The sequence below is a fragment of the Streptomyces sp. NPDC004732 genome (assembly GCF_040609235.1).
GTDB lineage: Bacteria > Actinomycetota > Actinomycetes > Streptomycetales > Streptomycetaceae > Streptomyces.
Genome location: NZ_JBEXJR010000025.1, coordinates 1 through 23,096, shown reverse-complemented (window position 1 = coordinate 23,096; position 23,096 = coordinate 1). Strand labels below are relative to the sequence as shown.

At 71.7% G+C, this 23,096-nt stretch carries 25 protein-coding genes and 1 pseudogene; 21 read left to right on the top strand and 5 right to left on the bottom strand.

Annotated features, from left to right (window positions below; translation table 11 throughout):
* Positions 1–161 precede the first annotated feature (161 nt).
* The 3 genes from ABZV77_RS41420 to ABZV77_RS41410 all read right to left on the bottom strand — a co-directional run bounded on the left by ABZV77_RS41420 (position 162) and on the right by ABZV77_RS41410 (position 2,092).
* Positions 162–905, bottom strand: a complete 744-nt coding sequence (locus ABZV77_RS41420) for a gamma-glutamyl-gamma-aminobutyrate hydrolase family protein (protein WP_356268362.1) — start codon at positions 903–905, stop codon at positions 162–164.
* Positions 906–917: 12 nt separating this feature from the next.
* Positions 918–1,244 carry a non-heme iron oxygenase ferredoxin subunit gene (locus ABZV77_RS41415; protein WP_356268360.1) on the bottom strand — a complete coding sequence of 109 codons (327 nt, stop codon included), beginning with the start codon at positions 1,242–1,244 and terminating at the stop codon, positions 918–920.
* Between the two features lie 119 nt (positions 1,245–1,363).
* Complete coding sequence (locus ABZV77_RS41410; protein WP_356268358.1) at positions 1,364–2,092, bottom strand: SDR family NAD(P)-dependent oxidoreductase; 729 nt, start codon at positions 2,090–2,092, stop codon at positions 1,364–1,366.
* A 320-nt stretch (positions 2,093–2,412) separates the two neighbouring features.
* On the opposite strand from ABZV77_RS41410, the gene ABZV77_RS41405 reads away from it, so the two are divergent.
* The 12 genes and pseudogenes from ABZV77_RS41405 (at position 2,413) to ABZV77_RS41350 (ending at position 15,605) form a co-directional block, all read left to right on the top strand.
* The gene (locus ABZV77_RS41405) at positions 2,413–2,859 is read left to right on the top strand and encodes a carboxymuconolactone decarboxylase family protein (RefSeq protein ID WP_356268356.1); all 447 of its coding nucleotides are present in this window, start codon (positions 2,413–2,415) and stop codon (positions 2,857–2,859) included.
* Between the two features lie 82 nt (positions 2,860–2,941).
* Complete coding sequence (locus tag ABZV77_RS41400; RefSeq protein WP_356268355.1) at positions 2,942–3,649, top strand: sulfotransferase family protein; 708 nt, start codon at positions 2,942–2,944, stop codon at positions 3,647–3,649.
* A gap of 281 nt (positions 3,650–3,930) precedes the next feature.
* Positions 3,931–5,469 (top strand): alpha/beta fold hydrolase, encoded by a 1,539-nt coding sequence (locus ABZV77_RS41395; RefSeq protein WP_356268353.1) that lies wholly within the window; start codon positions 3,931–3,933, stop codon positions 5,467–5,469.
* A 171-nt stretch (positions 5,470–5,640) separates the two neighbouring features.
* Positions 5,641–7,161 carry an FAD-dependent monooxygenase gene (locus ABZV77_RS41390; protein WP_356268351.1) on the top strand — a complete coding sequence of 507 codons (1,521 nt, stop codon included), beginning with the start codon at positions 5,641–5,643 and terminating at the stop codon, positions 7,159–7,161.
* 2 nt (positions 7,162–7,163) lie between these two features.
* On the top strand, positions 7,164–8,672 hold the full coding sequence (locus tag ABZV77_RS41385) for an FAD-dependent monooxygenase (RefSeq protein ID WP_356268350.1): 1,509 nt from the start codon (positions 7,164–7,166) through the stop codon (positions 8,670–8,672).
* A 30-nt stretch (positions 8,673–8,702) separates the two neighbouring features.
* Positions 8,703–9,260: pseudogene (gene cysC, locus ABZV77_RS41380) on the top strand (adenylyl-sulfate kinase); the annotation flags it as partial.
* Positions 9,257–10,204, top strand: coding sequence for a sulfate adenylyltransferase subunit CysD (gene cysD / locus ABZV77_RS41375; RefSeq protein ID WP_356268348.1), 948 nt, complete (start codon positions 9,257–9,259; stop codon positions 10,202–10,204). The pseudogene cysC and the gene cysD, both read left to right, overlap by 4 nt.
* Complete coding sequence (locus ABZV77_RS41370; RefSeq protein WP_356268346.1) at positions 10,204–11,529, top strand: GTP-binding protein; 1,326 nt, start codon at positions 10,204–10,206, stop codon at positions 11,527–11,529. Before cysD ends, ABZV77_RS41370 begins: the two co-directional genes overlap by 1 nt.
* Positions 11,517–12,632, top strand: a complete 1,116-nt coding sequence (locus ABZV77_RS41365) for an aliphatic sulfonate ABC transporter substrate-binding protein (protein ID WP_356268344.1) — start codon at positions 11,517–11,519, stop codon at positions 12,630–12,632. Before ABZV77_RS41370 ends, ABZV77_RS41365 begins: the two co-directional genes overlap by 13 nt.
* A 45-nt stretch (positions 12,633–12,677) precedes the next feature.
* Positions 12,678–13,466 carry an ABC transporter ATP-binding protein gene (locus ABZV77_RS41360; RefSeq protein WP_356268342.1) on the top strand — a complete coding sequence of 263 codons (789 nt, stop codon included), beginning with the start codon at positions 12,678–12,680 and terminating at the stop codon, positions 13,464–13,466.
* Positions 13,453–14,334: an ABC transporter permease gene (locus ABZV77_RS41355; protein WP_356268340.1), complete on the top strand. Its 882-nt coding sequence runs from the start codon at positions 13,453–13,455 to the stop codon at positions 14,332–14,334. Before ABZV77_RS41360 ends, ABZV77_RS41355 begins: the two co-directional genes overlap by 14 nt.
* Before the next feature lie 287 nt (positions 14,335–14,621).
* A complete protein-coding gene (locus tag ABZV77_RS41350) occupies positions 14,622–15,605 on the top strand; it encodes a ParB N-terminal domain-containing protein (RefSeq protein WP_356268338.1) in 984 nt (327 codons plus the stop codon).
* 18 nt (positions 15,606–15,623) lie between these two features.
* Here ABZV77_RS41350 and ABZV77_RS41345 read toward each other — a convergent pair whose 3' ends face one another.
* The gene (locus ABZV77_RS41345; RefSeq protein WP_356268336.1) at positions 15,624–15,863 is read right to left on the bottom strand and encodes a DUF6059 family protein; all 240 of its coding nucleotides are present in this window, start codon (positions 15,861–15,863) and stop codon (positions 15,624–15,626) included.
* Positions 15,864–16,126: 263 nt separating this feature from the next.
* On the opposite strand from ABZV77_RS41345, the gene ABZV77_RS41340 reads away from it, so the two are divergent.
* Together ABZV77_RS41340 and ABZV77_RS41335 are read left to right on the top strand one after the other, a co-directional pair.
* Positions 16,127–16,255 carry a hypothetical protein gene (locus ABZV77_RS41340; RefSeq protein ID WP_356268334.1) on the top strand — a complete coding sequence of 43 codons (129 nt, stop codon included), beginning with the start codon at positions 16,127–16,129 and terminating at the stop codon, positions 16,253–16,255.
* A gap of 106 nt (positions 16,256–16,361) precedes the next feature.
* Entirely contained in the window at positions 16,362–16,778 is a 417-nt protein-coding gene (locus ABZV77_RS41335) for a PPOX class F420-dependent oxidoreductase (protein ID WP_356268332.1), read from the top strand.
* A 20-nt stretch (positions 16,779–16,798) separates the two neighbouring features.
* Here ABZV77_RS41335 and ABZV77_RS41330 read toward each other — a convergent pair whose 3' ends face one another.
* Positions 16,799–17,266 (bottom strand): nuclear transport factor 2 family protein, encoded by a 468-nt coding sequence (locus ABZV77_RS41330; RefSeq protein WP_356268330.1) that lies wholly within the window; start codon positions 17,264–17,266, stop codon positions 16,799–16,801.
* Positions 17,267–17,441: 175 nt separating this feature from the next.
* Between ABZV77_RS41330 and ABZV77_RS41325 the strand changes: the two genes are divergently transcribed.
* The 7 genes from ABZV77_RS41325 to ABZV77_RS41295 all read left to right on the top strand — a co-directional run.
* Positions 17,442–18,908 (top strand): FAD-dependent monooxygenase, encoded by a 1,467-nt coding sequence (locus tag ABZV77_RS41325; RefSeq protein WP_356268328.1) that lies wholly within the window; start codon positions 17,442–17,444, stop codon positions 18,906–18,908.
* Between the two features lie 51 nt (positions 18,909–18,959).
* Entirely contained in the window at positions 18,960–19,655 is a 696-nt protein-coding gene (locus tag ABZV77_RS41320) for an antibiotic biosynthesis monooxygenase (RefSeq protein WP_356268326.1), read from the top strand.
* A 155-nt stretch (positions 19,656–19,810) separates the two neighbouring features.
* Positions 19,811–20,140 (top strand): TcmI family type II polyketide cyclase, encoded by a 330-nt coding sequence (locus ABZV77_RS41315; RefSeq protein ID WP_356268324.1) that lies wholly within the window; start codon positions 19,811–19,813, stop codon positions 20,138–20,140.
* Positions 20,137–21,408: a beta-ketoacyl-[acyl-carrier-protein] synthase family protein gene (locus ABZV77_RS41310; RefSeq protein WP_356268322.1), complete on the top strand. Its 1,272-nt coding sequence runs from the start codon at positions 20,137–20,139 to the stop codon at positions 21,406–21,408. Before ABZV77_RS41315 ends, ABZV77_RS41310 begins: the two co-directional genes overlap by 4 nt.
* Complete coding sequence (locus ABZV77_RS41305; RefSeq protein ID WP_356268320.1) at positions 21,405–22,616, top strand: ketosynthase chain-length factor; 1,212 nt, start codon at positions 21,405–21,407, stop codon at positions 22,614–22,616. Before ABZV77_RS41310 ends, ABZV77_RS41305 begins: the two co-directional genes overlap by 4 nt.
* 66 nt (positions 22,617–22,682) lie before the next feature.
* Complete coding sequence (locus ABZV77_RS41300) at positions 22,683–22,970, top strand: acyl carrier protein (RefSeq protein WP_356268318.1); 288 nt, start codon at positions 22,683–22,685, stop codon at positions 22,968–22,970.
* Between the two features lie 13 nt (positions 22,971–22,983).
* The coding region (locus ABZV77_RS41295) for an SDR family NAD(P)-dependent oxidoreductase (protein WP_356268450.1) at positions 22,984–23,096 on the top strand (113 nt) is incomplete at its 3' end.

Here is a 23,096-nt window from a genome sequence, read left to right as displayed (position 1 = left end):
AGGTGACAGTCTCACGCTCACGGGGACTGCCGAATGTGCCGGGAATGAAAGCGACACGGAATGTGTCGTGCAGGGCTGTGCATTCTGATTGAAGATGCTTTCGAAGCATGACCAGGCATTCTTTAGTCCCGGTCAACGACGGGTGGATCCCCGCCGGTGGTTCAGCTGCGCCGGGCCGCGTCCGCGAGCGCCCGGTGCAGCCGGTCGTCCTCGGTCTGCCCCGCCTCCCACTGCACGCCGACCGCGAAGGGGTGACCGGCCGCCTCGACCACCTCCACGACGCCGTCCGGCGTCCGGGCGGTGACGGCCAGTCCGGTGCCGACCCGGTCGACGGCCTGGTGGTGGTGGCAGGCGGTCTTGGGGGTGTCGTCGCCGAAGATCCGGGCGATGTGGCTGTCGGCCGCCAGGTCCAGGACGTGCCGCCCGAACTCGAAACCGGCGGCCTGCGGGCGGTGGGTGTCATTGCCGGTGATCTCCGGCAGATGCTGGTGCAGGGTGCCGCCGCATTGCACGTTGAGCAGTTGCATGCCGCGGCAGATGGCGAGCAGGGGCAGGCCCGCCCCGAGCGCCGCACCCAGCAGGGCGAGTTCGGCGCGGTCCATCTCCGGGCTGCCGCCGCGGGTCAGGGGGTGCCGCTCCTGCCCGTACAGTCCCGGATCGACGTCCGGGCCGCCCGGCACGAGCAGCCCCTGCAGATCACCGACGAGCTGCTCGACGCCGGGCCGCAGCGGCAGCACCACCGGGACGCAGCCCGCGGCGGCGAGGAAGTCCACGTGCGACTGGAGCGAGAGGCTCACCACCATGGCACTGCCCTGCAGGGTGACCGGCACCGTCCGCGCGGCGATCCCGATCACCGGCCTGCGGGCCGAACCCGCGGGCGTGGACGCTGACTTCGCTGACTTCATGACCACCTGTCCCTAGTCCTCGGCGTCCTCGGCGCGCGGCGCCACATAGACGAAGCCGTCCTCGACCTTCACCCGGTAGGTGGCGATCGGCCGGGTGGCCGGCGGGTTGACGGGCTGGCCGGTGCGCAGGTCGAAACACGACCCGTGCAGCCAGCACTCGATCGTCGTGCCGTAGACCTCCCCCTCGGCGAGGGAGACCTCGGCGTGCGAGCACAGGTCGCTGACCGCGTACACGGTGTCGTCCCTGCGCACCAGGGCGACCGGTGCGTCCTCGACCTCCACCGCGATCGCGCCCTCGGCCGGGATCTTGTCCACCGGGCAAACTCTGACGAAGCTCATCGCTCCAGCTCTCCTCCTGCATCGGGTCCGGCATCTCCCGGATCTCACGCGCCGGGAGTCACGCTCCGCCCGGGCTCTTGAGGATGAGCCGAGCAGAAGACGAGGTTCATCGGAGCCCGCTACCAGGGCACCGGGCCGTCCTCCGACAGCGAGGCCCCCGAGGGCCCGGCGGCATCCAGCAGCGCCAGCCGGACCGCGATCACGGCGCCCTCGGCGGGGGTGCGCTGCCCCCGGTGGCCGTTGATGTCGGTGGCCACCACGCCGGGATGGGCCGCGTTCACCTTGATCGGGGTGCCCCGCAGCTCCTTGGCGTAGGCGACGGTGAGCGCGTTGAGCGCGGTCTTGGAGGACTGGTAGGCGAGCATGTTGACGTGCGCCATGGGGGAGGCCGGATCGGCGTTGAGGGCCAGTGAGCCCAGGTGGCTGGACATGTTGACGATGCGCCCGGCCGCCGAGCGGCGCAGCAGCGGCAGCATCGCGTTGGTCACGGTGACCACGCCGAAGACATTGGTCTCGTACACCTCCCGCAGGTCGCCCGCGGCCGCCTCGCTGGGCGCCCCGGCGAACCCTCCGGCGATGCCCGCGTTGTTGACCAGGATGTCCAGGCGGCCGTACCGCTTCTCGATGAGGGCCGCGGCGTCAGCCACACCGGCCGCGTCCCGCACGTCGATGCGCAGCGGCACCGCCGTGATGCCGCGGTCCGCGAGCACGGCGCTCGCCTGCTTGCCGCGCACCTCGTCCCGGGCACCGATCAGGACGACGGCTCCCCGCTCGCCCAACTGCCGTGCTGTCTCCTGCCCGATGCCCTTGTTGGCGCCCGTGATGAGCGCGATCTTCTCGACCGGCACGTCGGTGGTCCCTTCGTAAGAGGGGGGATTAAGGGGGGTGGGTCTCGCGCGTCGGAACCCACCGAAGACTCACACAGTTCGGGCGGCGCACCCGGGGCCGCCGTGAACGCCCGAGCTGTTCAACCGCGGGAACTTCGCGGTCGAACACCGGTGGCGCACCGCGCCGTTCGGCACCTCACTTGCACGGCGGACAGCGCGACGGCAGCCTGGTGCACCGGCAATCGCCGCTGCCCGCCCCCGCGCTCCCGCCCGCCCCCGTGCTCCGTGCCGGGCGGCGCCGAGCGACGTCGGTGCGGGCCCGACTCACAGGAGACGCCCCGATGCCACCCCGGATGAACAACCCCTCGCTGGTCGTGCCCGACGCCCTGCAGCCGCTGCTCGACCTGACCAAGGTCATCGGCAAGGTCGGCGTCCCGCAGCAGACACTCGACCTCATCCGGCTGCGGGTGAGCCAGATCAACGGCCGCATCTACACGATCCCCGACGACCTGGGGCAGGCCGCCGAGGCGGACCAGCGCCTGCCCCAGGTGGCCGAGTGGCGCGAGGCGACCTGCTTCAGCCCCGCCGAGCGCGCCGCCCTGGCGCTGGCCGAGGACGCCACCGAGCTCACCGGCCGGGAGGACGCGGTGCCCGACGAGGTCTGGCAGGAGGCGGCCGGGCTCTACACCGAGGAGGAACTCGCCTCGCTGGTCATCCACATCGGCCTGGTCAACCTCTGGAACCGCATCAACGTCGCCACCCGGCAGGTCCCGGCGGCCTGGCGCTGAGCGCCTGTCACATCTTTGCGCCGCCGGGCGTCATAGCAGTGACGACCGGGACCACACCCAGCCGCAGGGAAGGAACCGCACTGTGTTGAAGCTCATCAACGCCGGTTTAGGCAGGACCGGGACCACGTCACTGCAGGTGGCGCTGGAACAGCTGGGTTACGGCCCCTGCTACCACATGTTCGACATCGTCGGCGATGAGAAGCGTCTGGAGCAGTGGGAACGCATCGTCTGCGAGGGCCGGCAGCCCGACTGGAAGGCGGTGTTCGAGGGGTACAACTCCGCGGTGGACGGCCCGCCCTCCTTCTACTACGACCGGATCCTGCAGGCGTTCCCCGACGCCAAGGTCGTCCTCACGGTGCGCGACGCCGACGGCTGGTACGAGAGCACGTACAACACGCTGTACCAGTTCGTCCTGAAGAACAAGGAGACCCCGCCCGAGGAGGGGACCAGGCAGGCCCGGGTCTACCGCATGACCAACGTCATGACCTGGGAGGGGCTGTTCAAGGGGCGGTTCTCCGACAAGGACCACGCCATCGAGGTCTACCGCCGCCGCAACCAGGAGATCATCGACGCCGTTCCCGCGGACAACCTCCTGGTCTACGACGTGCAGCAGGGCTGGGAACCGCTGTGCGCGTTCCTGGGCGCCGACGCGCCGACCACCGCATTCCCGCACGCCAACACCACCGCGAACATGCGCGAGCGGATGCAGCAGATGGCCGCCGGCGGCCCGCCCGGACCCGGCGGCGCACCCGGCGCAGCGCCCGGCGGGGCCCCCGGCGGGGCGCAGTAACACCGCCCGCTCTTTTTCCTTCATTTCCCCCCGCGGACAGCCGAATTGACGGCTGCTCCGCGGGGGTTTTTGCGTTTACGGAACCGGCCCGATGCCGTACCCCGATACCGCAATTCAAGGCCCGCTCCACCGGCGGTCATTGTTCAACCGTAGTTGTTTTCACGCCACTTCCCTCACCCGATAGTCTCGCGCCGCCCCCTGGACCTGCCCGTGAAAATCGGCTTCGCCGGCCTGCCCGAAATACCGGCCCGGCGGCGGACCTGCCTCAAGAAGGGGAATACGTGAGGAAGTTTCTGGCAATTACGGCGGCGGCCGCCACCGCCCTGGCGGGAACGATCGCCGCGGTACCGGCGAAGGCCTCGGCCGACCGGCCGGCAACCGGCATCGCCTGGTCGCCCTGCCCGGACAACGACCCCGTCGTCGGGGGCCTGCTGAAAGGGCTGGAGTGCGGCACGCTCGACGTCCCGCTCGACCACGCCCGGCCCGACGGCCGGACGATAGAACTGGCGCTCACCCGCGCCAGACACACCGCACCCGACGAGCAGTACCAGGGCATCGTGCTGCTCAACCGCGGCCAGTGGCCCGGCCAGTTCGGCCGCGACCTGCCCACCCGGTTCGCCAAGGGCACCTCCGGGCTCTCCCCGGCCGTCGGCGCCACCTACGACTGGATCGGCTTCGACCCGCGCGGCACCGGCGCCAGCGAACCCCGGATCACCTGCGAGCCCACCTACGTCTGGCCCGGCAAGGCCCGCGCCGACCTGGTGCCCGCCACCGCCACCGAGGAACGCGCCTGGCGCGACAGGGCCCGCACCTTCGCCGACAGCTGCGGCCGCACCCACGGCGACACCCTCAACCACCTGAGCACCAAGGACACCGCCCGCGACCTGGACCGCATCCGCCAGGCCCTCGGCCAGGAGCAGCTCACCTACTTCGGCTGGGACTACGGCACCTACCTCGGCTCCGTCTACGCCTCGATGTACCCGCACCGGGTGCGCCGGATGGTCCTGGACACCGTGGTGCACCCCGCCGACGGCTGGTACAAGGACGTCCTCGAACAGAACGTGACCTTCGAGAAGAGCGCCGAGAACTACTTCGCCTGGATCGCCCGCAACGATGCGACCTACCACCTGGGCACCACCCGGGCCGCGGTCGAGGCCAAGTACTACGAAGGCATGGAGATGCTCCGCAAGGCGCCGGTCGAGGGCCGCATCGGACCGGCCGAATACACCGAGGTGTTCCTGGTCAACCTCTACCGCCGCTCCTCCTGGGTGGGCCACAGCAAGGCGCTGGCCGACTGGGTGCTGCGGGGGGACCCCGCGGGCCTGAAGGCCAACTTCAACGACCCGGGCTACCCGACGCAGAACAAGCAGGCCATGTACAACGCGGTCCAGTGCACCGACGCGCCCTGGCCGCGCAACTGGCAGCGCTGGCACGACGACTACACCCGCCAGTACCGCACCGGCAACACCTTCCTGACCTGGTACAACGCCTGGTATAACGCGCCGTGCGCGTTCTGGCCGGCCCCCGCGGGCAGCCCGCAGAAGGTCGGCGCCAAGAACGTGAACGTCCTGGTGGTGCAGGGCGAGCACGTCGCCGGCTCCCCGCTGGCGGGCGCCTACGACATCCACCGGCGCTTCCCCAACTCCCGGCTGCTGGTGGAGCGGAACGGCTACGAGCACGAGACGTCGCTGTCCCGCAACGCCAACACGTGCATCAACGGCCATGTCGGCGCCTACCTCAAGGACGGCAGCCGCCCGGCCGCGGGCAAGGGCGCCGACGCCGCCTGCGACGCCAACCCGGCGCCGGTGCCCACCCCGTAGCAGCCGCCGGATTTATGCCGTTGCCCGCCGCGTTCAACCGCATGAAATCCGCGGTTGAACGCCCGGGCGAGCGGCCCGACTTATGAATTCAGGACCGTCATTGCAGCCGAACATGGCGATGTGTAGTTTGACATCGACAATTCCTCAGCCGTCCCGCGTGGAAGGTCAACAATGGAAACTGACGTAATAATTGTCGGTGCCGGGCCGGTCGGATTGATGCTGGCCGGCGAACTCCACTTGGGCGGTGTGAATGTCACCGTCTTCGACAAGCTCCCCGCCCCGTCCGGAGAATCCCGCGCACTCGGCTTCAACCGGCGGGCCGCCGAATCACTGGACCAGCGCGGACTGCTGCCCCGGCTCGGTGAATTCCGGTGGGGCCCGATGGGGCACTTCGGCGGGGTCCGTTTCGACCTCGGCATGCTGGACGAGGACCACAGCGGCGTCCTGGGACTGTCCCAGGCCCGCACCGAGGACATGCTGGGCGCCCGACTGGCCGAACTCGGGGTGCCGGTGCGCCGCGGATACGAGGTCACCGGCGTGCGCGAGGAACCCGACGGCGTCGTCGTGCACTTCGCCGGGCCTCAGGGCCCCGGCGAGGAACGCGCCCGGTACGTGGTCGGCTGCGACGGCCCGCAGAGCACCGTCCGCACCGCGGCCGGCATCCCCGCCCGGCAGTGGGAGGCCACCCGCGGCATGTACACCGCGGAGATCACCGGGGTGAAGCTGCGCCCGCGGCCCATCGGCGAACGCCTGCCCGGCGGCCACATGGTGGTGTGCACCCCGCTGGGCGAGGGCCGCTTCCGCATCGTCGTCCACGACAAGGGCCTGCCCCCGCAACAGGACCCCGGTGCACTGACGTTCCCGCAGATCGCCGACGCCTGGCAGCGGCTCACCGGCGAGTCCATCCACCAGGCCGAGGCCCAGTGGATGTGGGCCTGCGGCAACGCGGCAGGCCTGGCCCAGGAGTACCGGCGCGGCCGGGTGCTCCTTGCGGGCGACGCCGCACACGCCATGCCGCCGCTGGCCGCCTGGGGCCTCAGCGCAGGCCTACAGGACGCCGCCAACCTCGGCTGGAAGCTCGCCGCGGTCCTGGCCGGCTGGGCGCCCGCGCACCTGCTCGACACCTACCACGGCGAACGCCACCCGGTCGGACAGCAGTTGATCCGCAACGCCCAGGCGGCGTCGATGCTCTACCTCGGCGACGCCGACATGGACCCGCTGCGCGGCGTGCTGGGCGAGCTGATGGAGCACAAGGACGCCGCCGGACACCTGGCGGGCATCGTCAGCGGCCTGGGCATCCGCTACGACCTGGGCCCGGGGGAGCACCCCCTGCTGGGCCGCCGCATGCCGCTGGACCGCCGCCTTGCCCTGCCCGGCGGCGGCCGCACCCGCGTCGCCGACCTGCTGCACCCCGCCCGCGGCGTGCTCATCGCCACCGACGCCACCGACGGCGCTGACAAGGCGGCCCGGCTCGCCGAGGCGTGGACGGACCGCATCGACATCGTCACCGGCACCTGGACGGACGGCCCGGACGACGGCCCCGAGGCGGTCCTGATCCGCCCCGACGGCTACGTGGCCTGGACCTTGCCGGGCAGCGACAGCGACCTGACCGACGTCCTGGGCGACTGGTTCGGCGCCCCCCGCACCACCGCCCCGCCCGCACGCGGCGCCACCCACCGAACAGGAGCGTGAGCATGACCAGGGACGTGATAGTCGTCGGCGCCGGTCCCGTCGGGCTGATGATGGCCGGCGAACTGCGCCTGGGCGGCGTCGACGTCGTCGTCTACGAGAAGCTGCCCGCCCCGGCACGGGAATCCCGCGGCGCCAGCCTCACCCGGCGCGCGGCCGAAAGCTTCGACCAGCGGGGCCTGCTGGGCCGGCTCGGCCCGACCGAACCCGCCGACAGCCACTTCGGCGGCGTACCGATCGACCTCGGCCCGCTGGCGCAGGACCACAGCGGCGCCCGGGGCGTCTCCCAGTTCCGCACCGAACGGATGCTGGAGGACTGGGCGGGCGAACTCGGGGTGCCGGTGCGCCGCGGATACGAGGTCACCGGCGTGCGCGAGGAACCCGACGGCGTCGCCGTGGACTTCACCGGGCCCCAGGGACCCGGCCGCGAACGCGCCCGCTACCTCATCGGCTGCGACGGCGGCCGCAGCACCGTCCGCAAGCTGGTCGGCATCGACTTCCCCGGCCCCGAGCCCACCCGCGGCTTCTACACGGCGGACGTGACCGGCATCGAGACCCGCCGCCGGCGCATCGGCGAGAACCTCCCCGACGGCAGCATGGTCATGGCGATGGACCTGGAGAACGGCGTCACCCGCGTCGTCGCCTACGAGCGGGGCATGCGGCCCAAGGACCGCGACGCCCTGTCGTACGCCGAACTCGCCGACGCCTGGCAGCGCCTGACCGGCGAGTCCATCCACCACGGACAGTGCCGCTGGATCAGCTGCTTCACCGACGCCTCCCGGGTGGCCGCCGAATACCGGCGCGGCCGGGTGTTCCTGGCGGGCGATGCCACCCACGTCCAGCCCCCGGCGATGGCACAGGGCCTGAGCGTGGGCGTGCAGGACGCGGTCAACCTCGGCTGGAAGCTCGCCGCCGTGCTGGCCGGGCGGGCCCCCGAGCGCCTGCTCGACACCTACCACGCCGAACGCCACCCGATCGGACAGCAACTGGCGCGCAACGCCCGCGCCGCCATCGAACTGCGCCTCACCGGCCAGGAGATGGCCCCGCTGCGCGCGGTCCTGGGCGAACTCCTGACACACAAGGACGCCGCCGAACACCTGGCGGGCGTCCTCAGCGGCCTGGGTATCCGCTACGACCTGGGGCCGGGGGAGCACCCCCTGCTGGGCCGCCGCATGCCGCCCGCCCGCCAGCTGGATCTGCCCGGCGGCGGCCGCACCCGCGTCGCCGACCTGCTGCACCCCGCCCGCGGCGTGCTCATCGCCACCGAAGCCACCGACGCCACCGACGGCGCGGCCAAGGCCGCCCGGCTCGCCGAGGACTGGGCCGACCGCATCGACATCGTCACCGGCACCTGGACGGACGGCCCGGACGACGGCCTCGAGGCGGTCCTCATCCGCCCCGACGGCTACGTGGCCTGGACCTCCCCGGGCAGCGACAGCGACCTGACCGACGTCCTGGGCCACTGGTTCGGCACCCCCCAGGCCACCGGCCACGCCACCGCCCGGACCGTCTGACGCGCACCCGCCGCCGCCCGGACGACGACCACCAACCCCCAGGAGACACACGTGAGGACCGGAGTCACCGTCTGGCTCACCGGCCTGCCGAGCGCCGGGAAGACCACCATCGCCTATGAGCTGGCCGCCCGGCTCCGCGCGGACGGCCACCGCGTGGAAGTCCTGGACGGCGACGAGATCCGCGAGGCGCTCTCGGCCGGCCTCGGCTTCTCCCGCACCGACCGCGACACCAACGTGCAGCGCATCGGCTTCGTCGCCGAACTCCTGGCCCGCAACGGCATGCTGGCGCTGGTCCCGGTGATCGCGCCGTACACCGACAGCCGGGAGGCGGTGCGCAAACGCCACGACAGCAACCACACCCCCTACCTCGAGGTGCACGTCGCCACCCCCCTCGAGGTGTGCAGCGCCCGCGACGTCAAGGGCCTCTACGCCAAGCAGGCCGCCGGAGAGCTGACCGGCCTCACCGGGGTCGACGACCCCTACCAGGCGCCCGCCGCACCGGACCTGCGCATCGAGTCGCAGCACCAGACCGTCCAGGAGTCCGCCGCCGCGGTGTACGCCGTGCTCACCGAAAGGGGCCTGTTATGACGCCGACCGCCGACCCGGTGACGGGGGGCGACGGGGGCAGGGACACCCCGTACGCCCTCTCGCACCCCGACGCGCTGGAGTCGGAGGCGGTGCACATCTTCCGCGAGGTGGCGGGCGAGTTCGACAACCCGGTGGTGCTCTTCTCCGGCGGCAAGGACTCCATCGTCATGCTGCACCTGGCGCTCAAGGCGTTCGCGCCCGCGCCGGTGCCCTTCGCACTGCTGCACGTGGACACCGGGCACAACTTCCCCGAGGTCCTGGAGTTCCGGGACCGCACGGTGGCCCGGCACGGGCTGCGCCTGCACGTCGCCTCGGTGCAGGACTACATCGACCGCGGCATTCTCAAGGAACGCCCGGACGGCACCCGCAACCCGCTGCAGACCCGGCCGCTGACCGACACCATCCAGCAGCAGCGCTTCGACGCCGTGTTCGGCGGCGGGCGCCGGGACGAGGAGAAGGCGCGTGCCAAGGAACGCGTCTTCTCGCTGCGCGACGAGTTCTCCCAGTGGGACCCGCGCCGCCAGCGCCCCGAGCTGTGGAACCTGTACAACGGCCGCCACCTGCCCCGCGAGCACGTCCGTGTCTTCCCGCTGTCCAACTGGACCGAGCTGGACGTGTGGCTGTACATCGCCCGCGAGGGCATCGAACTGCCCGAGATCTACTACGCCCACGAACGCGAGGTGTTCCGCCGCAACCACATGTGGCTGACCGCCGGCCAGTGGGGCGGCCCGGGGGGCGGCGAGCGAACCGAGAAGCGCCGGGTGCGCTACCGCACCGTCGGCGACATGTCCTGCACCGGCGCCGTGGACTCCGACGCCGACACCATCGAGCGGGTCATCACGGAGATCGCCGCGTCCCGGCTGACCGAACGCGGCGCGACCCGGGCCGACGACAAGCTCTCCGAGGCCGCCATGGAAGACCGCAAGCGCGAGGGGTACTTCTGATGACCGTTCTGAGCGACAGCACCGTGGGCACACTGCGCTTCGCCACCGCCGGTTCCGTGGACGACGGCAAGTCCACCCTGGTGGGCCGCCTGCTGCACGACTCCAAGTCGGTCCTCGCCGACCAGCTGGAGGCCGTCGCACAGGCCTCCCGCAACCGCGGCCAGGCCACCCCCGACCTGGCGCTGCTCACCGACGGCCTGCGGGCCGAACGCGAGCAGGGCATCACCATCGACGTCGCCTACCGCTACTTCGCCACGCCCCGGCGCCGGTTCATCCTGGCCGACACCCCGGGCCATGTGCAGTACACCCGCAACATGGTGACGGGTGCCTCCACCGCCGAGCTGACGGTGATCCTGGTCGACGCCCGCAACGGCGTCGTCGAGCAGACCCGCCGCCACACCGCCATCGCCGCGCTGCTGCGCGTCCCGCACGTCGTCCTGGCGGTCAACAAGATGGACCTCGTCGGCTACGAGGAGTCCGTCTTCGCCGCCGTCGCCGAGGAATACACCGCCTACGTCAAGGAGTTGGGCGGCCCGGAGGTCACCGTCATCCCGATCTCCGCGCTCGCCGGGGACAACGTCGTGGAGCCCTCCGCGCACATGGGCTGGTACGGCGGCCCGACCGTCCTGGAACACCTGGAGACCGTGCCGGTCAGCCACCACCTGGCGCCCTGCTCCGCCCGGCTGCCCGTGCAGTACGTGATCCGCCCGCAGACCCCCGAACAGCCCGACTACCGCGGCTACGCGGGCCGCATCGCGGAGGGCACCTTCCGCACCGGACAGCAGGTACGCGTGCTGCCCTCCGGCCGCACCTCCACGATCACCGGGATCGAACGGCTGGGCCGCCCCGTGGACACGGCCTGGGCCCTGCAGTCGGTGACCGTGCTGCTGGCCGACGACATCGACATCGCGCGCGGCGACCTGATCGTGCCGAGCAAGGACGCCCCGGCCGCCACCCGGGAGGTGGAGGCGACCGTGTGCCACGTCGCCGACCAGCCGCTGACCGCCGGACACCGGGTGCTGCTCAAGCACGGCACCCGCACGGTCAAGGCGATCGTCACGGACATCCCCTCCCGCCTCACGCTCGAGGACCTCTCCCCGTACCCGCACCCCGGCCGCCTCGTCGCCAACGACATCGGCCGGGTGCGGATCCGCACCGCCGAGCCGCTGCCCATCGACTCCTACGCCGACTCCCGGCGCACCGGCTCGTTCATCCTCATCGACCCGGCGGACGGCACCACGCTCACCGCGGGCATGGTCGGCGAGTCGTTCGCCTCCCCGGACCCGGCCGGGACCGGGGCCAAGGACGAGGGGTGGGACTTTTGAGCCCGCGCCGCCGCGCACCGGCCCTGGCGCTGGCGGCACTGTGCCTGCTGGCCCCCGCCGCCTGCGGCTACGGCTCCCAGGCCAAGGCCGCCAAGGATGCGGACACCGCGCGGGTCGCGCCCGGCGCACAGAAGATCGAGGGCCTGGACTCCGTGCGGATCGGCTACTTCGCCAACCTGACCCACGCCACCGCGCTGGTGGGCCGCCACCAGGCGTTCTTCCAGAAGGCGCTGGGCGCCACCAAGGCGACGTACGCGACGTTCAACGCGGGCCCCTCCGAGATCGAGGCGCTGAACTCCGGCTCCCTCGACATCGGCTGGATCGGCCCGTCACCGGCGATCAACGGGTTCACCAAGTCCCGGGGCAAGAACCTGCGGATCATCGGCGGTTCGGCCTCCGGCGGCGTGAAGCTCGTGGTGAACCCGGAGAAGATCAAGTCCCTGAAGGACGTCAAGGGCAAGAAGATCGCGACCCCGCAGCTCGGCAACACCCAGGACGTGGCCTTCCTCAACTGGATCGCCGAGCAGGGCTGGAAGGTCGACGCGCAGAGCGGCAAGGGTGACGTCTCGGTGGTGCGCAGCGACAACAAGGTCACCCCGGACGCCTACAAGGCCGGTTCCCTCGACGGCGCCTGGGTGCCCGAGCCGACCGCCTCCAAGATCGTCGCCGAGGGCGGCAGGGTCCTGCTGGACGAGAAGACGCTGTGGCCCGGCGGCACCTTCGTCATCACGAACATCATCGTGTCGCAGAAGTTCCTGACCGCCCACCCCCAGGTCGTCCAGGCCGTGCTGAAGGCATCGGTGGACACCAACGGGTGGATCCGCGCCCACCCCGCCCGCGCCAAGGCGGCCGCCAACCAGCAGCTGGCGGCCGACGCGGGCAAGGCCCTGCCCGAGCAGGTGCTGGACCCGGCATGGCGGTCGATCGACTTCACCGACGACCCGCTGGCCGCCACCCTGCGCGCCGAGGCGACGCACGCCGTCAAGGCCGGGCTGCTCGATGCGCCCGACCTGAGCGGCATCTACGACCTGACCCTGCTCAACAAGGTCCTCAAAGCGGCAGGGCGCCCGCCGGCCGACGACGCGAAGCTCGGTGTCAGGTGACCCGCCCCGCTGCGTTCCCCGCTGCGTTCCCCGGAGGTGACGACCATGACCACGACCCGCGCCCAGAGCGGTGAGGGCACCGCGACGGCCCGCCACGCCGTGCGCATCGAGCACGTCTCCAAGTCGTTCCCGGGCCCCGCCGGTCCCCAGCTCGTCCTGGACGACATCAGCCTCGACGTCGCACCCGGCGAGTTCGTCACCCTCCTGGGGGCCTCGGGCTGCGGCAAATCCACCCTGCTCAACCTCGTCGCCGGACTCGACGAGCCCACCGGCGGCGACATCACCACCGACGGCCGGCCCGCGCTGATGTTCCAGGAACACGCCCTGTTCCCCTGGCTGACCGCGGGCAAGAACATCGAACTCGCCCTCAGGCTCCGCGGCATCGCCCCCCAGGGGCGCCGCGAACGCGCCGAGGAACTCCTGGAACTCGTCCGCCTCAAAGGCGCCCACGGCAAACGGGTGCACGAGCTGTCCGGCGGCATGCGCCAGCGGGTCGCCCTGGCCCGCGCCCTGGCCCAGGAGAGCCGCCTGCTGCTGATGGACGAGCCCTTCGCCGCCCTGGACGCCATCACCCGGGACGTGCTGCACGACGAGCTGACCCGCATCTGGCGCGAGACCCAGCTGTCGGTGCTGTTCGTCACCCACAACGTGCGCGAGGCCGCGCGCCTGGCCCAGCGCGTCATCCTGCTGTCCTCCCGCCCCGGGCGCATCGCCCGCGAGTGGGCCGTGGACATCCCGCAGCCGCGCCGCATCGAGGACACCGCCGTGGCGGAACTGTCCATCGAGATCACCGAACAACTACGGGGGGAGATCCGCCGGCATGGCCAGTACTGAGACGCCCGCCGCCAAGGACGGCAACGACCTCGCGGGCCTCGACGCCCTGGAGACACCGCAGCACATCCGCAAGCCGCTCACGCTGACCCTGCGGGAGAAGGTCCTGCCGCCCGTCACCGCCATCGCGCTCGTCCTGGCGGTGTGGCAGGCACTGGTCTCCTTCGAGATCGTCGACGACCCCAGCAAACTGCCCTCCCCGGGCGCGGTGTGGGACGTGGCGCACCAGGCGTGGCTGGAGGGCGAACTCCTCGGCTACATCTGGACGTCCGCCTCGCGCGGCCTGCTCGGCTTCTGCCTGGCGCTGCTCATCGGCACCCCGCTGGGCCTGCTCGTGGCCCGGCTGAAGTTCCTGCGCGCGGCGATCGGCCCGATCCTGTCCGGCCTGCAGTCGCTGCCCTCGGTGGCCTGGGTGCCGCCCGCGGTGATCTGGCTGGGCCTGAACAACCAGATGATGTACGCGGTGATCCTGCTCGGCGCCGTGCCCTCCATCGCCAACGGCCTGGTCTCCGGCGTCGACCAGGTGCCGCCGCTGTTCCTGCGCGCGGGCCGCACGCTCGGCGCAACGGGCCTGCGGCACACCTGGCACATCGTGCTCCCCGCCGCCCTGCCCGGCTACGTCGCCGGCCTCAAACAGGGCTGGGCGTTCTCCTGGCGCTCGCTGATGGCCGCCGAGATCATCGCGTCCTTCCCCGACCTCGGCCTGGGCCTGGGCCAGCTCCTGGAGAACGGCCGCAACGCCAGCGACATGGCCATGGTCTTCGAGGCCATCCTGCTCATCCTCCTGGTCGGCATCGCCATCGACCTGCTCATCTTCAGCCCCCTGGAGCGCTGGGTCCTGCGCAGCCGCGGCCTGCTGATCAAGCACTGAAACCCCGCACATCCGCGGTCCGATGACCGTCAACTCACCCTCGACTGCGGCTAGAGACACCGCTGCGACGCTCATCCGGAATGGCAGCAGAAAGGGCACACCGGATGGCTTTCAATGACGGGCGGGCTACGGTGATCGCAGACGGTTTGAGCTCCGCCAAAACAACGTGCAAAGAATCAGCGGCCGGTGACCCGAGCGGCCCGGGAACCGGCCCAGGAATTGGTCCCGGAATCGGTCCCGGAATCGGTCCCGAAAACATCGAGAAGACACCGGCGCAGGAACTCCCGGTGCATGCACTGTCGCCCGGACTGCATCTGCGCCAGGGCGGCATCAACGCCGCGTACCTCCAACTGCTCATCGACGCCTCGGGCCGTTCACAATTGCCGCCCGTACTCGTCCAGAAAGACGGCTGGCGGATTATCGACGGGCTGCACAGACTGGAGGCCGCAAAGCTCTGCGGCGACCACAGCATAAAAGCGCGCCTCATCGACTGCACGGACGCCGAAGCTCTCGTCATCGCGATGAAGGCCAACAGTTCGCACGGCCTGCCGCTGTCGAGGGCCGACCGCATGGGCGGCGCCGAACGCGTGCTGGTGGCCCATCCCGAATGGTCCGACCGCGCCATCGCGAGCGTCACCGGACTGAGCGCCAAGACGATCGCGTCCCTGCGCGACCGCTCCGCGTGCACCACCCCGCCCGGCGGCCAACGCCTGGGCCTGGACGGCAAACTGCGCACGGTCGGCGCGGGCGAGGGCCGCCGCCGCGCCGCCGCCTACCTCACCGCCCACCCCGACGCCACGCTGCGGGAAGTCGCCCGGGAGACCGAGGTGTCCCTGGGCACGGTCCACGACGTCAGCGCCCGGCTGCGCCGCGGTGTCAGCCCCGAGCGCAACGGGCTGCGCGGGCCCGGCGCCCGGCTGGCCCTGCACCCCGCCGAGCGGCCCGCGGACGCCCCGCAGGACACCGGCCACCCCCCGGCGCCGGAGGCCGAGGGCACGCCCCTGCGGCGCACCGGCCCGGCCGAGACGCCGCCCGCCTGGGAGACGGTCGCCGCCAAGGTCGCCAACGACCCGTGCGTGCGCTACACCGCGGGCGGCAAGGAGTTCCTGCAGTGGATGGCGCTGCACGCGAGCGACCCGGACGGCTGGCAGGACCTCGTCGGCGCCGTCCCGGCGCACTGGCTGGGCGTCATCGCCCCCATCGCGGAGAGCGTCAGCAAGGAATGGAGCCTGTTCGCCGAGCGGCTCCGCAGCCGCCAGGAAGCGGTGTGAGGCCGCCGGGCCGGGCCGTCAGGACCCGGCCTTCAGCTGCCGGTTGAGCGCGCGCTCCACCGGGGTCAGGGCGACCTCCGGGCACAGCCGCTCCGGATGGGCCGTGGGCGGACCCGCCAGCCCCGGCGGCGTGCTGGCGCGGGGCGGGGCCTGCGGCGGGGCACCCGGGGGCACCCAGGCCCCCGACACGTAGATGGCGCCGTAGGCCTGCAGGGCTGCGTACACCTCGCGCCAGAAACGCCTGATCAAGCTGGCCATGGGGATCCCTCCGATGGCGTGGCCGCGGGGGCTGCGGTGGCTGCGGGTGCGCCGGAAGCCGTCACTGTGCGGGCCACTGGTCGAACCGGATTCGAAACTGACTCAAGCGGCACGGGAACCTCCCGCCGACGCGGTCGACGCGGTGTCGAGGCGGACTCGAGCCGCCCCTCCGCCCGGCCTCAAGAACGCCTTGCCAACGTGTCCGGGTGGAGCAACCGGGCTCCGCAGCCCCGCGGGGCGCACGGTCACGGGAGGACAGGCCCATGGACGAGGCCGAACGTGAGCGGCAGGCACGCGGCGCCGAAGGAGCCGCGCCGGTGCTCCATCTCGCCGGGGTGGACGACGACGAGGACGACCCCGGCGAGCCGAACGTGGTCCGTGGGATCGACTGACCGAGCGGGACCGACTGACCGAGCACCCCTGCCCTTTCGGCCCGCGAGCCGCGACGGTGGGGTGCCAGGGCGCGTTGCGCCGGTGACCGAAAGAGGAATCCAAGAGATGACGCTCTCCCCGCAGCGCGCCGGCACGACGGCGCTGTCCCCCTCGGCCGGCAAGTTCCTGCAAGCGCCCTTCACCGCCGTGCTGACCACGCTCAGACCCGACGGCTCGCCCCACCTGACACCGGTGCGGTTCACCTGGGACGCCCAGGCACACCTCGCCCGCGTCCTGACCGTGAACACCACACGCAAGGTCAAGAACGTGCTGGCCGCGCCGCAGGCACGCGTCGCGCTCTGCCAGGTGGACGGCTTCTCCTGGGTCGTCCTGGAGGGCACCGCCCGCGTCTTCGAGAGCCCCGAACGCGTCGCCGAAGGGGTCCGCCGCTACACCGAGCGCTACTTCTCCGGGCCGCCGAACCCGCCGGGCCGCGTGGTCGTGGAGATCACGGTCGACCGGGTGCTGAGCCTCAACTGCTGAGGCCGCGGGCCTGGCGGGCATCAGCCGCGGGCGCCGGGCGGCACCCCGTCCACCCAGATCAGCCCGAACGAGAGCCGGGTGAGGCGCCAGCCGTCCGGAGTGCGGCGCGCCGCACCGCTCACCGAGGTGCCGGTGGTGAACAACTCGGGCCCCGCACCGCCGGGATGATGCACGTGGGTGGAGACGAGGTTGGCGCGCAGCGTCGCCTCGTCGCCCGCGCAGTCCACCACCGCGGGCGAATTCAGATGCTGGGTGCGGGCGAAATTCTCCAGCGCGTTGCGGTGCCATTCCGCGAGCCCGTGTATTCCCTCGTACCGGCTCAGCGGGAACGCGACGACGGCGTCCCGGGTGAAGAGACTGCGCGCCCACACGTCGTCCAGCTTTTCGGTGTCCAACGCCAGGAGATAGCGGTCCAGTAGCCCGCGCACGGTAAAGGCGTCCGCCATGGCCGTGTCCGGAGTGAAGGATTCAGCTTCAGTCGAGGTCATGCTTGAGAATGCGCCCACAAAGACGCCCCGACCAACCCCGCCTGTAGAAGATCTGACGTTCTCCGCACGTTTCTGTAGTGGGCTGTAGAAGCCCTGTACCGATGTCTCTTTACCGCCCGGTCCGGCGCTGTCCATACTCGTAAAACATCAACCAGAAGAGGGCGGATGGGCGACGATGGACAATTATGACGCGGACGTGATCATCGTAGGTGCGGGCCCCACAGGACTCATGCTGGCCGGGGAGTTGGGCCTGCACGGAATTTCCGTTCTCGTGGTCGACCGGCTTGCCGAGCCGATGCAGCAGTCACGCGCTCTTGGATTCTCCGCGCGCACCATCGAGGAATTCGGGCAGCGCGGCCTGCTGTCCCGCCTCGGCGAGGTCGACGTCATCCCCGCCGGGCACTTCGGCGGGGTGCCGCTGGACTACCGGGTGCTCAGCGGCGGTTCCTACGGCGCCCGCGGCATCCCCCAGTCCCGCACCGAGGCGATGCTGGCCGGCTGGGCCGCCGAACAGGGCGCCCGCATCCGCCGCCCCGTCGAGGTCACCGGCCTGGTCCAGGCCGCGGACGGGGTGACGCTGCAGGTCGCGGGGCCGGACGGCGGCGAACAGCTGCGCGGGCGCTACGTCATCGGGTGCGACGGCGCCCGCAGCGCGGTGCGCTCCGCCGCCGGGATCGACTTCCCCGGCACCGACCCGGCCATCGAGCTGCGCTTCGCCGACATCGCCGGGGTGCGGCTGCGGCCCCGGTTCGCCGGGGAACGGGTGCCCGACGGCATGATCATGGTGCTGCCGCTGGGCCCGGACCGCTGCCGCATCATCTACTACGACCGCACCGAGCCGCTGCGCGAGAGCACCGACCCGATCACCTTCGACGAGGTCGCCGACACCTTCCAGAAGCTGTCGGGCGAGGACATCCACGCGGCCACCCCGCTGTGGGTGAGCTCCACCACCGATGTGAGCCGGCAGGCCGCCCAGTACCGGCACGGCCGGGTGTTCCTGGCGGGCGACGCCGCCCACATCCACCTGCCCATCGGCGCCCAGGGCATGAGCGCCGGCGTGCAGGACGCGGTCAACCTCGGCTGGAAACTGGCCCTCACCCTGCAAGGACTGGCCCCCGACGGGCTGCTCGACACCTACCACGCCGAGCGGCACCCGGTCGGCGCCCGCATCCTCACCAACACCCTGGCCCAGCGCATCCTCTACCTCGGCGGCGACGAGATCACCCCGCTGCTCGACGTCTTCACCGAGCTCACGCAGTACGAGCCGGTGCAGCGCCACCTCGTCGGCATGGTCACCGGACTCGACATCCGCCACGACGTCGGACCGGGGGAGCACCCCCTGCTCGGCCGCCGCCTTGAGGACGGCCCGCTGACCCGCGACGGGCAGCCCACCACCCTCTACACCCTGCTGGCCGGCGGCCGGGGCGTCCTGCTCGACTTCGGCGGCGAACACCCGCTGCTGGAGACCGCCAAGGCCTGGTCGGACCGCGTCGACATCGTCGAGGCACAGCGCGGCCAGGACCTGCCCGACGCCGACGCGATCCTGCTGCGCCCCGACGGCTACATCGCCTGGATCTCGCCCGACCCGGGCGCCGGCACCCTGCCCCGGGCCCTGGAGCGCTGGTTCGGCCCCGCCGCCTGAACCCGCACCGCACGCCGCGCATCCACTCCTGACAGGAAGTGAAACCACGCCATGCCCTACATCTCCACCCAGGACAAGCACCTGACCGTCCTCAACCTGTTCACCACCGACCGGCCGGAGAAGCAGGACCAGCTGATCCAGGAGATGCGGAAGATCGTCGACACCGCGGCCTTCGACGGCTGGATCTCCTCCACCGTGCACGCCGGCCAGGACAGCCCCGGCACCGCCAACTTCATCCAGTGGCGCAGCGGCGAGGACCTGGAGAAGCGGTATGCGGGCGAGGAGTTCAAGCACCGCACGCTGCCGGTCTTCCAGGACATCACCACCTCGATCCGGCTGCTGCAGAGCGAGATCGTCCACACCCAGCGCCACCCCTCCCAGGGCGAGTCGACCGAGGTCTCGCCCGACCGCGACGACCACACCGTCATCGAGATCTTCAAGGTCTCCGAAAGCAACCAGGACGAACTGATCGCGGAGCTGGGCGAGGGCCAGTCCTGGCTCGTGGACGTGCCCGGCTACCGCTCGCACAGCGTCTTCAAGGGACTGCGCGCCCGCTTCCTGGACGGCCCCTTCGCCGTCGTCTACTCGCAGTGGGCGAGCAAGGAGCAGTACGACGCCCACCGCAACCAGCCCGCCGCGCAGCAGTCCGAGACCCGCCAGAAGTCCGAGGCGCGCATCAACGCCCTGAAGACCGAGAGCGACTGGAACTCCTACCGGGTGATCCACAGCCGCGCCGCCGCTGTGTGATCCCTGCCCGGCCGCACGCACCCCGCCGGGCACCCACAGCGCCCGGACTTCTGCCGGGGCCGGGCGCCCCGCCCGGCCCCGGCACGCCCGACACCGGCCCGCCGGTCCCGACCCCGTCGTGCCCAGCACCCGGCGCCCACCGCAAGGAGCGAGGTATGCACAGCACGCTGATCGTGGCCCGGATGGCGATCGACTCCAGCGCCAGCGTCGCCGACCTGTTCACCGACTTCGACGCCACCGACATGCCCCACCGGATGGGCACCCGGCGCCGTCAACTCTTCGCCTACCGCGGCCTGTACTTCCACCTCCAGGACTTCGACTCCGACGACGGAGGCGCCCGGATCGAGCTGGCCAAGGACGACCCGCGCTTCGTCCGGATCAGCGAGGACCTCAAGCCGCACATCGAGGCCTACGACCCGGCGACCTGGCGCTCCCCGGCCGACGCCATGGCCAAGCGCTTCTACTCCTGGGAGGCCGGCGCATGACGCAGCGCCGCGTCGCCATCACCGGCCTGGAGGTCCTCGCCCCCGGCGGCCTGGGCCGCAAGGAGTTCTGGCAGCTCATCAGCGAGGGCCGCACCGCGACCCGGGGCATCACCTTCTTCGACCCCGCTCCGTTCCGCTCCAAGGTGGCGGCCGAGGCCGACTTCTGCGGCCTGGAGCACGGGCTCAGCCCGCAGGAGGTGCGGCGCATGGACCGGGCCGCGCAGTTCGCCGTGGTCACGGCGCGCAGCGCGGTCCAGGACAGCGGCGCCGAACTGGACGCCTACGAGCGCCACCGGATCGGTGTGGTCGTCGGCAGCGCGGTGGGCGCCACCATGGGCCTGGACAACGAGTACCGCGTCGTCAGCGACGGCGGCCGCCTCGACCTGGTCGACCACCGCTACGCCGTGCCGCACCTGTACAACTACCTGGTGCCCAGCTCGTTCGCGGCGGAGGTGGCCTGGGCGGTCGGCGCCGAGGGACCCGCCACGGTCGTCTCCACCGGCTGCACCTCCGGCATCGACGCGGTCGGCTACGCCGTCGAGCTGGTGCGGGAGGGCTCCGTCGACGTCATGGTCGCCGGGGCGTCGGACGCGCCGATCTCACCGATCACCATGGCGTGCTTCGACGCGATCAAGGCGACCACGCCGCGCCACGACGCGCCCGAGCAGGCCTCACGGCCCTTCGACAGCACCCGCAACGGCTTCGTGCTCGGCGAGGGCGCCGCCTTCTTCGTCCTGGAGGAACTGGAGAGCGCCCGGCGCCGGGGCGCGCACATCTACGCCGAGATCGCCGGCTACGCCACCCGCTCCAACGCCTACCACATGACCGGACTGCGCCGGGACGGCGCGGAGATGGCCGAGGCCATCCGGCTGGCCCTGGACGAGGCCCGGCTGAACCCCGAGGCGATCGACTACATCAACGCCCACGGCTCGGGCACCAAGCAGAACGACCGGCACGAGACGGCCGCGTTCAAACGGGCGCTGGGCGAGCACGCCTACCGCACCCCGGTCAGCTCGATCAAGTCGATGGTGGGGCACTCGCTGGGCGCCATCGGCTCCATCGAGATCGCCGCCTCCGCCCTGGCGATGGAGTACGACGTCGTGCCGCCCACCGCCAACCTCCACACGCCGGACCCCGAATGCGACCTGGACTACGTCCCGCTGACGGCCCGTGACCAGCGGGTCGACTCCGTGCTGACGGTCGGCAGCGGCTTCGGCGGATTCCAGAGCGCCATGGTGCTCACCTGCGCGCAAAGGAGCACCGTATGACCCCGGTCGCGGTCACCGGCATGGGCATCGCCGCCCCGAACGGCCTGGGCACGGCCGACTACTGGGCGGCGACCCTCGGCGCCAAGAGCGGCATCGGCCGCATCACCCGCTTCGACCCCTCCGGCTACCCGGCCCAACTGGCGGGGGAGATCCCCGGCTTCGAGGCCGCGGAGCACCTGCCCGGGCGGCTGCTGCCGCAGACGGACCGGGTCACCCGGCTGTCGCTGGCCGCGGCGGACTGGGCGCTCGCGGACGCCGGTGTGGACCCGCAGACGTTCGACCCGCTGGACATGGGCGTCGTCACCGCCAGCCACGCGGGCGGCTTCGAGTTCGGCCAGGACGAGCTGCAGAAACTGTGGGCCAAGGGCAGCCAGTTCGTCTCCGCCTACCAGTCCTTCGCCTGGTTCTACGCGGTCAACAGCGGCCAGATCTCCATCCGGCACGGCATGAAGGGGCCCAGCGGTGTCGTCGTCAGCGACCAGGCCGGCGGCCTGGACGCGCTGGCGCAGGCCAGGCGGCTGGTGCGCAAGGGCACGCCGCTGATCGTGGGCGGCGCGGTGGACGCCTCGGTCTGCCCGTGGGGCTGGGTGGCCCAGCTCGCGGGCGGCCGGATGAGCGACAGCGACGAACCGGCCCGCGCCTACCTGCCCTTCGACCGCGACGCCCGCGGCTATGTGCCCGGCGAGGGCGGGGCGATCTTCATCATGGAGTCCGCGGATGCGGCCCGCGCCCGCGGCGCCACGGTCTACGGCGAACTGGCCGGGTACGGGGCGACGTTCGACCCGCCGCCCGCCAGCGGCCGCGGCTCCACCCTGCGCACCGCCATCCGCATCGCTCTGGACGACGCGGGCGCCGCCCCCGGCGACATCGACGTGGTCTTCGCCGACGGCGCGGGCGTGCCCGAACTGGACCGCGCCGAGGCCGAGGCGATCAGTGAGGTCTTCGGTTCCGGCCGGGTCCCGGTGACCGTGCCCAAGACGATGACCGGCCGCCTGCACTCCGGCGCCGCACCGCTGGACGTGGCCTGCGCGCTGCTGTCGATGCGGGCCGGCGTCATCCCGCCCACCGTCCACATCGACCCCTGCCCCGAGTACGACCTGGACCTGGTGCTCTACCAGGTGCGCCCGGCCACGCTGCGCAGCGCGCTGGTGCTGGCCCGGGGCCACGGCGGGTTCAACTCCGCGCTGGTCGTGCGCGCCGGGCAGTGAACCGCCCGCGCCGCACCGCAGCGCCGACCGAGCCCGAGACGCCCGAGACGAAGGAAGCAGACCGACATGACTGATACGGCCGACCTCACGGAGCACCGTTTCACCCTCGCCGACCTGCGGCGCATCCTCATCGAGGCCGCGGGCGCGGATGAGGCCGCCGCCCTGGACGGCGACATCCTGGACACCACGTTCGGCCTGCTGGGCTACGAGTCGCTGGCGCTGCTGGAGACCGGCGGCTGCATCGAGCGCGAGTACGGCATCTCGCTGGACGACGACACGCTGACCGACGCCCTGACCCCCCGGGAACTGATCCACACCGTCAACGAGCGGCTGGCCGCCGCCCACGTGGCCTGAAAGGACATCCGACATGACACAGCCCACCCCCCGCGTCGCACTCGTCACCGGTGCGACCAGTGGTATCGGTCTGGCTACCGCCCGGCTGCTGGCCGGGCAGGGCCACCGGGTGTTCCTCGGTGCCCG

What these genes read in the sequence shown, in the direction of transcription:
- ABZV77_RS41355 (WP_356268340.1), top strand. Translation starts at nt 13,453, where the DNA reads ATGGCCAGTACTGAGACGCCCGCCGCCAAGGACGGCAACGACCTCGCG.
- ABZV77_RS41315 (WP_356268324.1), top strand. Translation starts at nt 19,811, where the DNA reads ATGCACAGCACGCTGATCGTGGCCCGGATGGCGATCGACTCCAGCGCC.
- ABZV77_RS41405 (WP_356268356.1), top strand. Translation starts at nt 2,413, where the DNA reads ATGCCACCCCGGATGAACAACCCCTCGCTGGTCGTGCCCGACGCCCTG.
- ABZV77_RS41360 (WP_356268342.1), top strand. Translation starts at nt 12,678, where the DNA reads ATGACCACGACCCGCGCCCAGAGCGGTGAGGGCACCGCGACGGCCCGC.
- ABZV77_RS41305 (WP_356268320.1), top strand. Translation starts at nt 21,405, where the DNA reads ATGACCCCGGTCGCGGTCACCGGCATGGGCATCGCCGCCCCGAACGGC.
- ABZV77_RS41370 (WP_356268346.1), top strand. Translation starts at nt 10,204, where the DNA reads ATGACCGTTCTGAGCGACAGCACCGTGGGCACACTGCGCTTCGCCACC.
- ABZV77_RS41345 (WP_356268336.1), bottom strand. Translation starts at nt 15,863, where the DNA reads ATGGCCAGCTTGATCAGGCGTTTCTGGCGCGAGGTGTACGCAGCCCTG.
- ABZV77_RS41335 (WP_356268332.1), top strand. Translation starts at nt 16,362, where the DNA reads ATGACGCTCTCCCCGCAGCGCGCCGGCACGACGGCGCTGTCCCCCTCG.
- cysD (WP_356268348.1), top strand. Translation starts at nt 9,257, where the DNA reads ATGACGCCGACCGCCGACCCGGTGACGGGGGGCGACGGGGGCAGGGAC.
- ABZV77_RS41415 (WP_356268360.1), bottom strand. Translation starts at nt 1,244, where the DNA reads ATGAGCTTCGTCAGAGTTTGCCCGGTGGACAAGATCCCGGCCGAGGGC.
- ABZV77_RS41420 (WP_356268362.1), bottom strand. Translation starts at nt 905, where the DNA reads ATGAAGTCAGCGAAGTCAGCGTCCACGCCCGCGGGTTCGGCCCGCAGG.
- ABZV77_RS41300 (WP_356268318.1), top strand. Translation starts at nt 22,683, where the DNA reads ATGACTGATACGGCCGACCTCACGGAGCACCGTTTCACCCTCGCCGAC.
- ABZV77_RS41390 (WP_356268351.1), top strand. Translation starts at nt 5,641, where the DNA reads ATGGAAACTGACGTAATAATTGTCGGTGCCGGGCCGGTCGGATTGATG.
- ABZV77_RS41330 (WP_356268330.1), bottom strand. Translation starts at nt 17,266, where the DNA reads ATGACCTCGACTGAAGCTGAATCCTTCACTCCGGACACGGCCATGGCG.
- ABZV77_RS41385 (WP_356268350.1), top strand. Translation starts at nt 7,164, where the DNA reads ATGACCAGGGACGTGATAGTCGTCGGCGCCGGTCCCGTCGGGCTGATG.
- ABZV77_RS41320 (WP_356268326.1), top strand. Translation starts at nt 18,960, where the DNA reads ATGCCCTACATCTCCACCCAGGACAAGCACCTGACCGTCCTCAACCTG.
- ABZV77_RS41340 (WP_356268334.1), top strand. Translation starts at nt 16,127, where the DNA reads ATGGACGAGGCCGAACGTGAGCGGCAGGCACGCGGCGCCGAAGGAGCC.
- ABZV77_RS41325 (WP_356268328.1), top strand. Translation starts at nt 17,442, where the DNA reads ATGGACAATTATGACGCGGACGTGATCATCGTAGGTGCGGGCCCCACA.
- ABZV77_RS41310 (WP_356268322.1), top strand. Translation starts at nt 20,137, where the DNA reads ATGACGCAGCGCCGCGTCGCCATCACCGGCCTGGAGGTCCTCGCCCCC.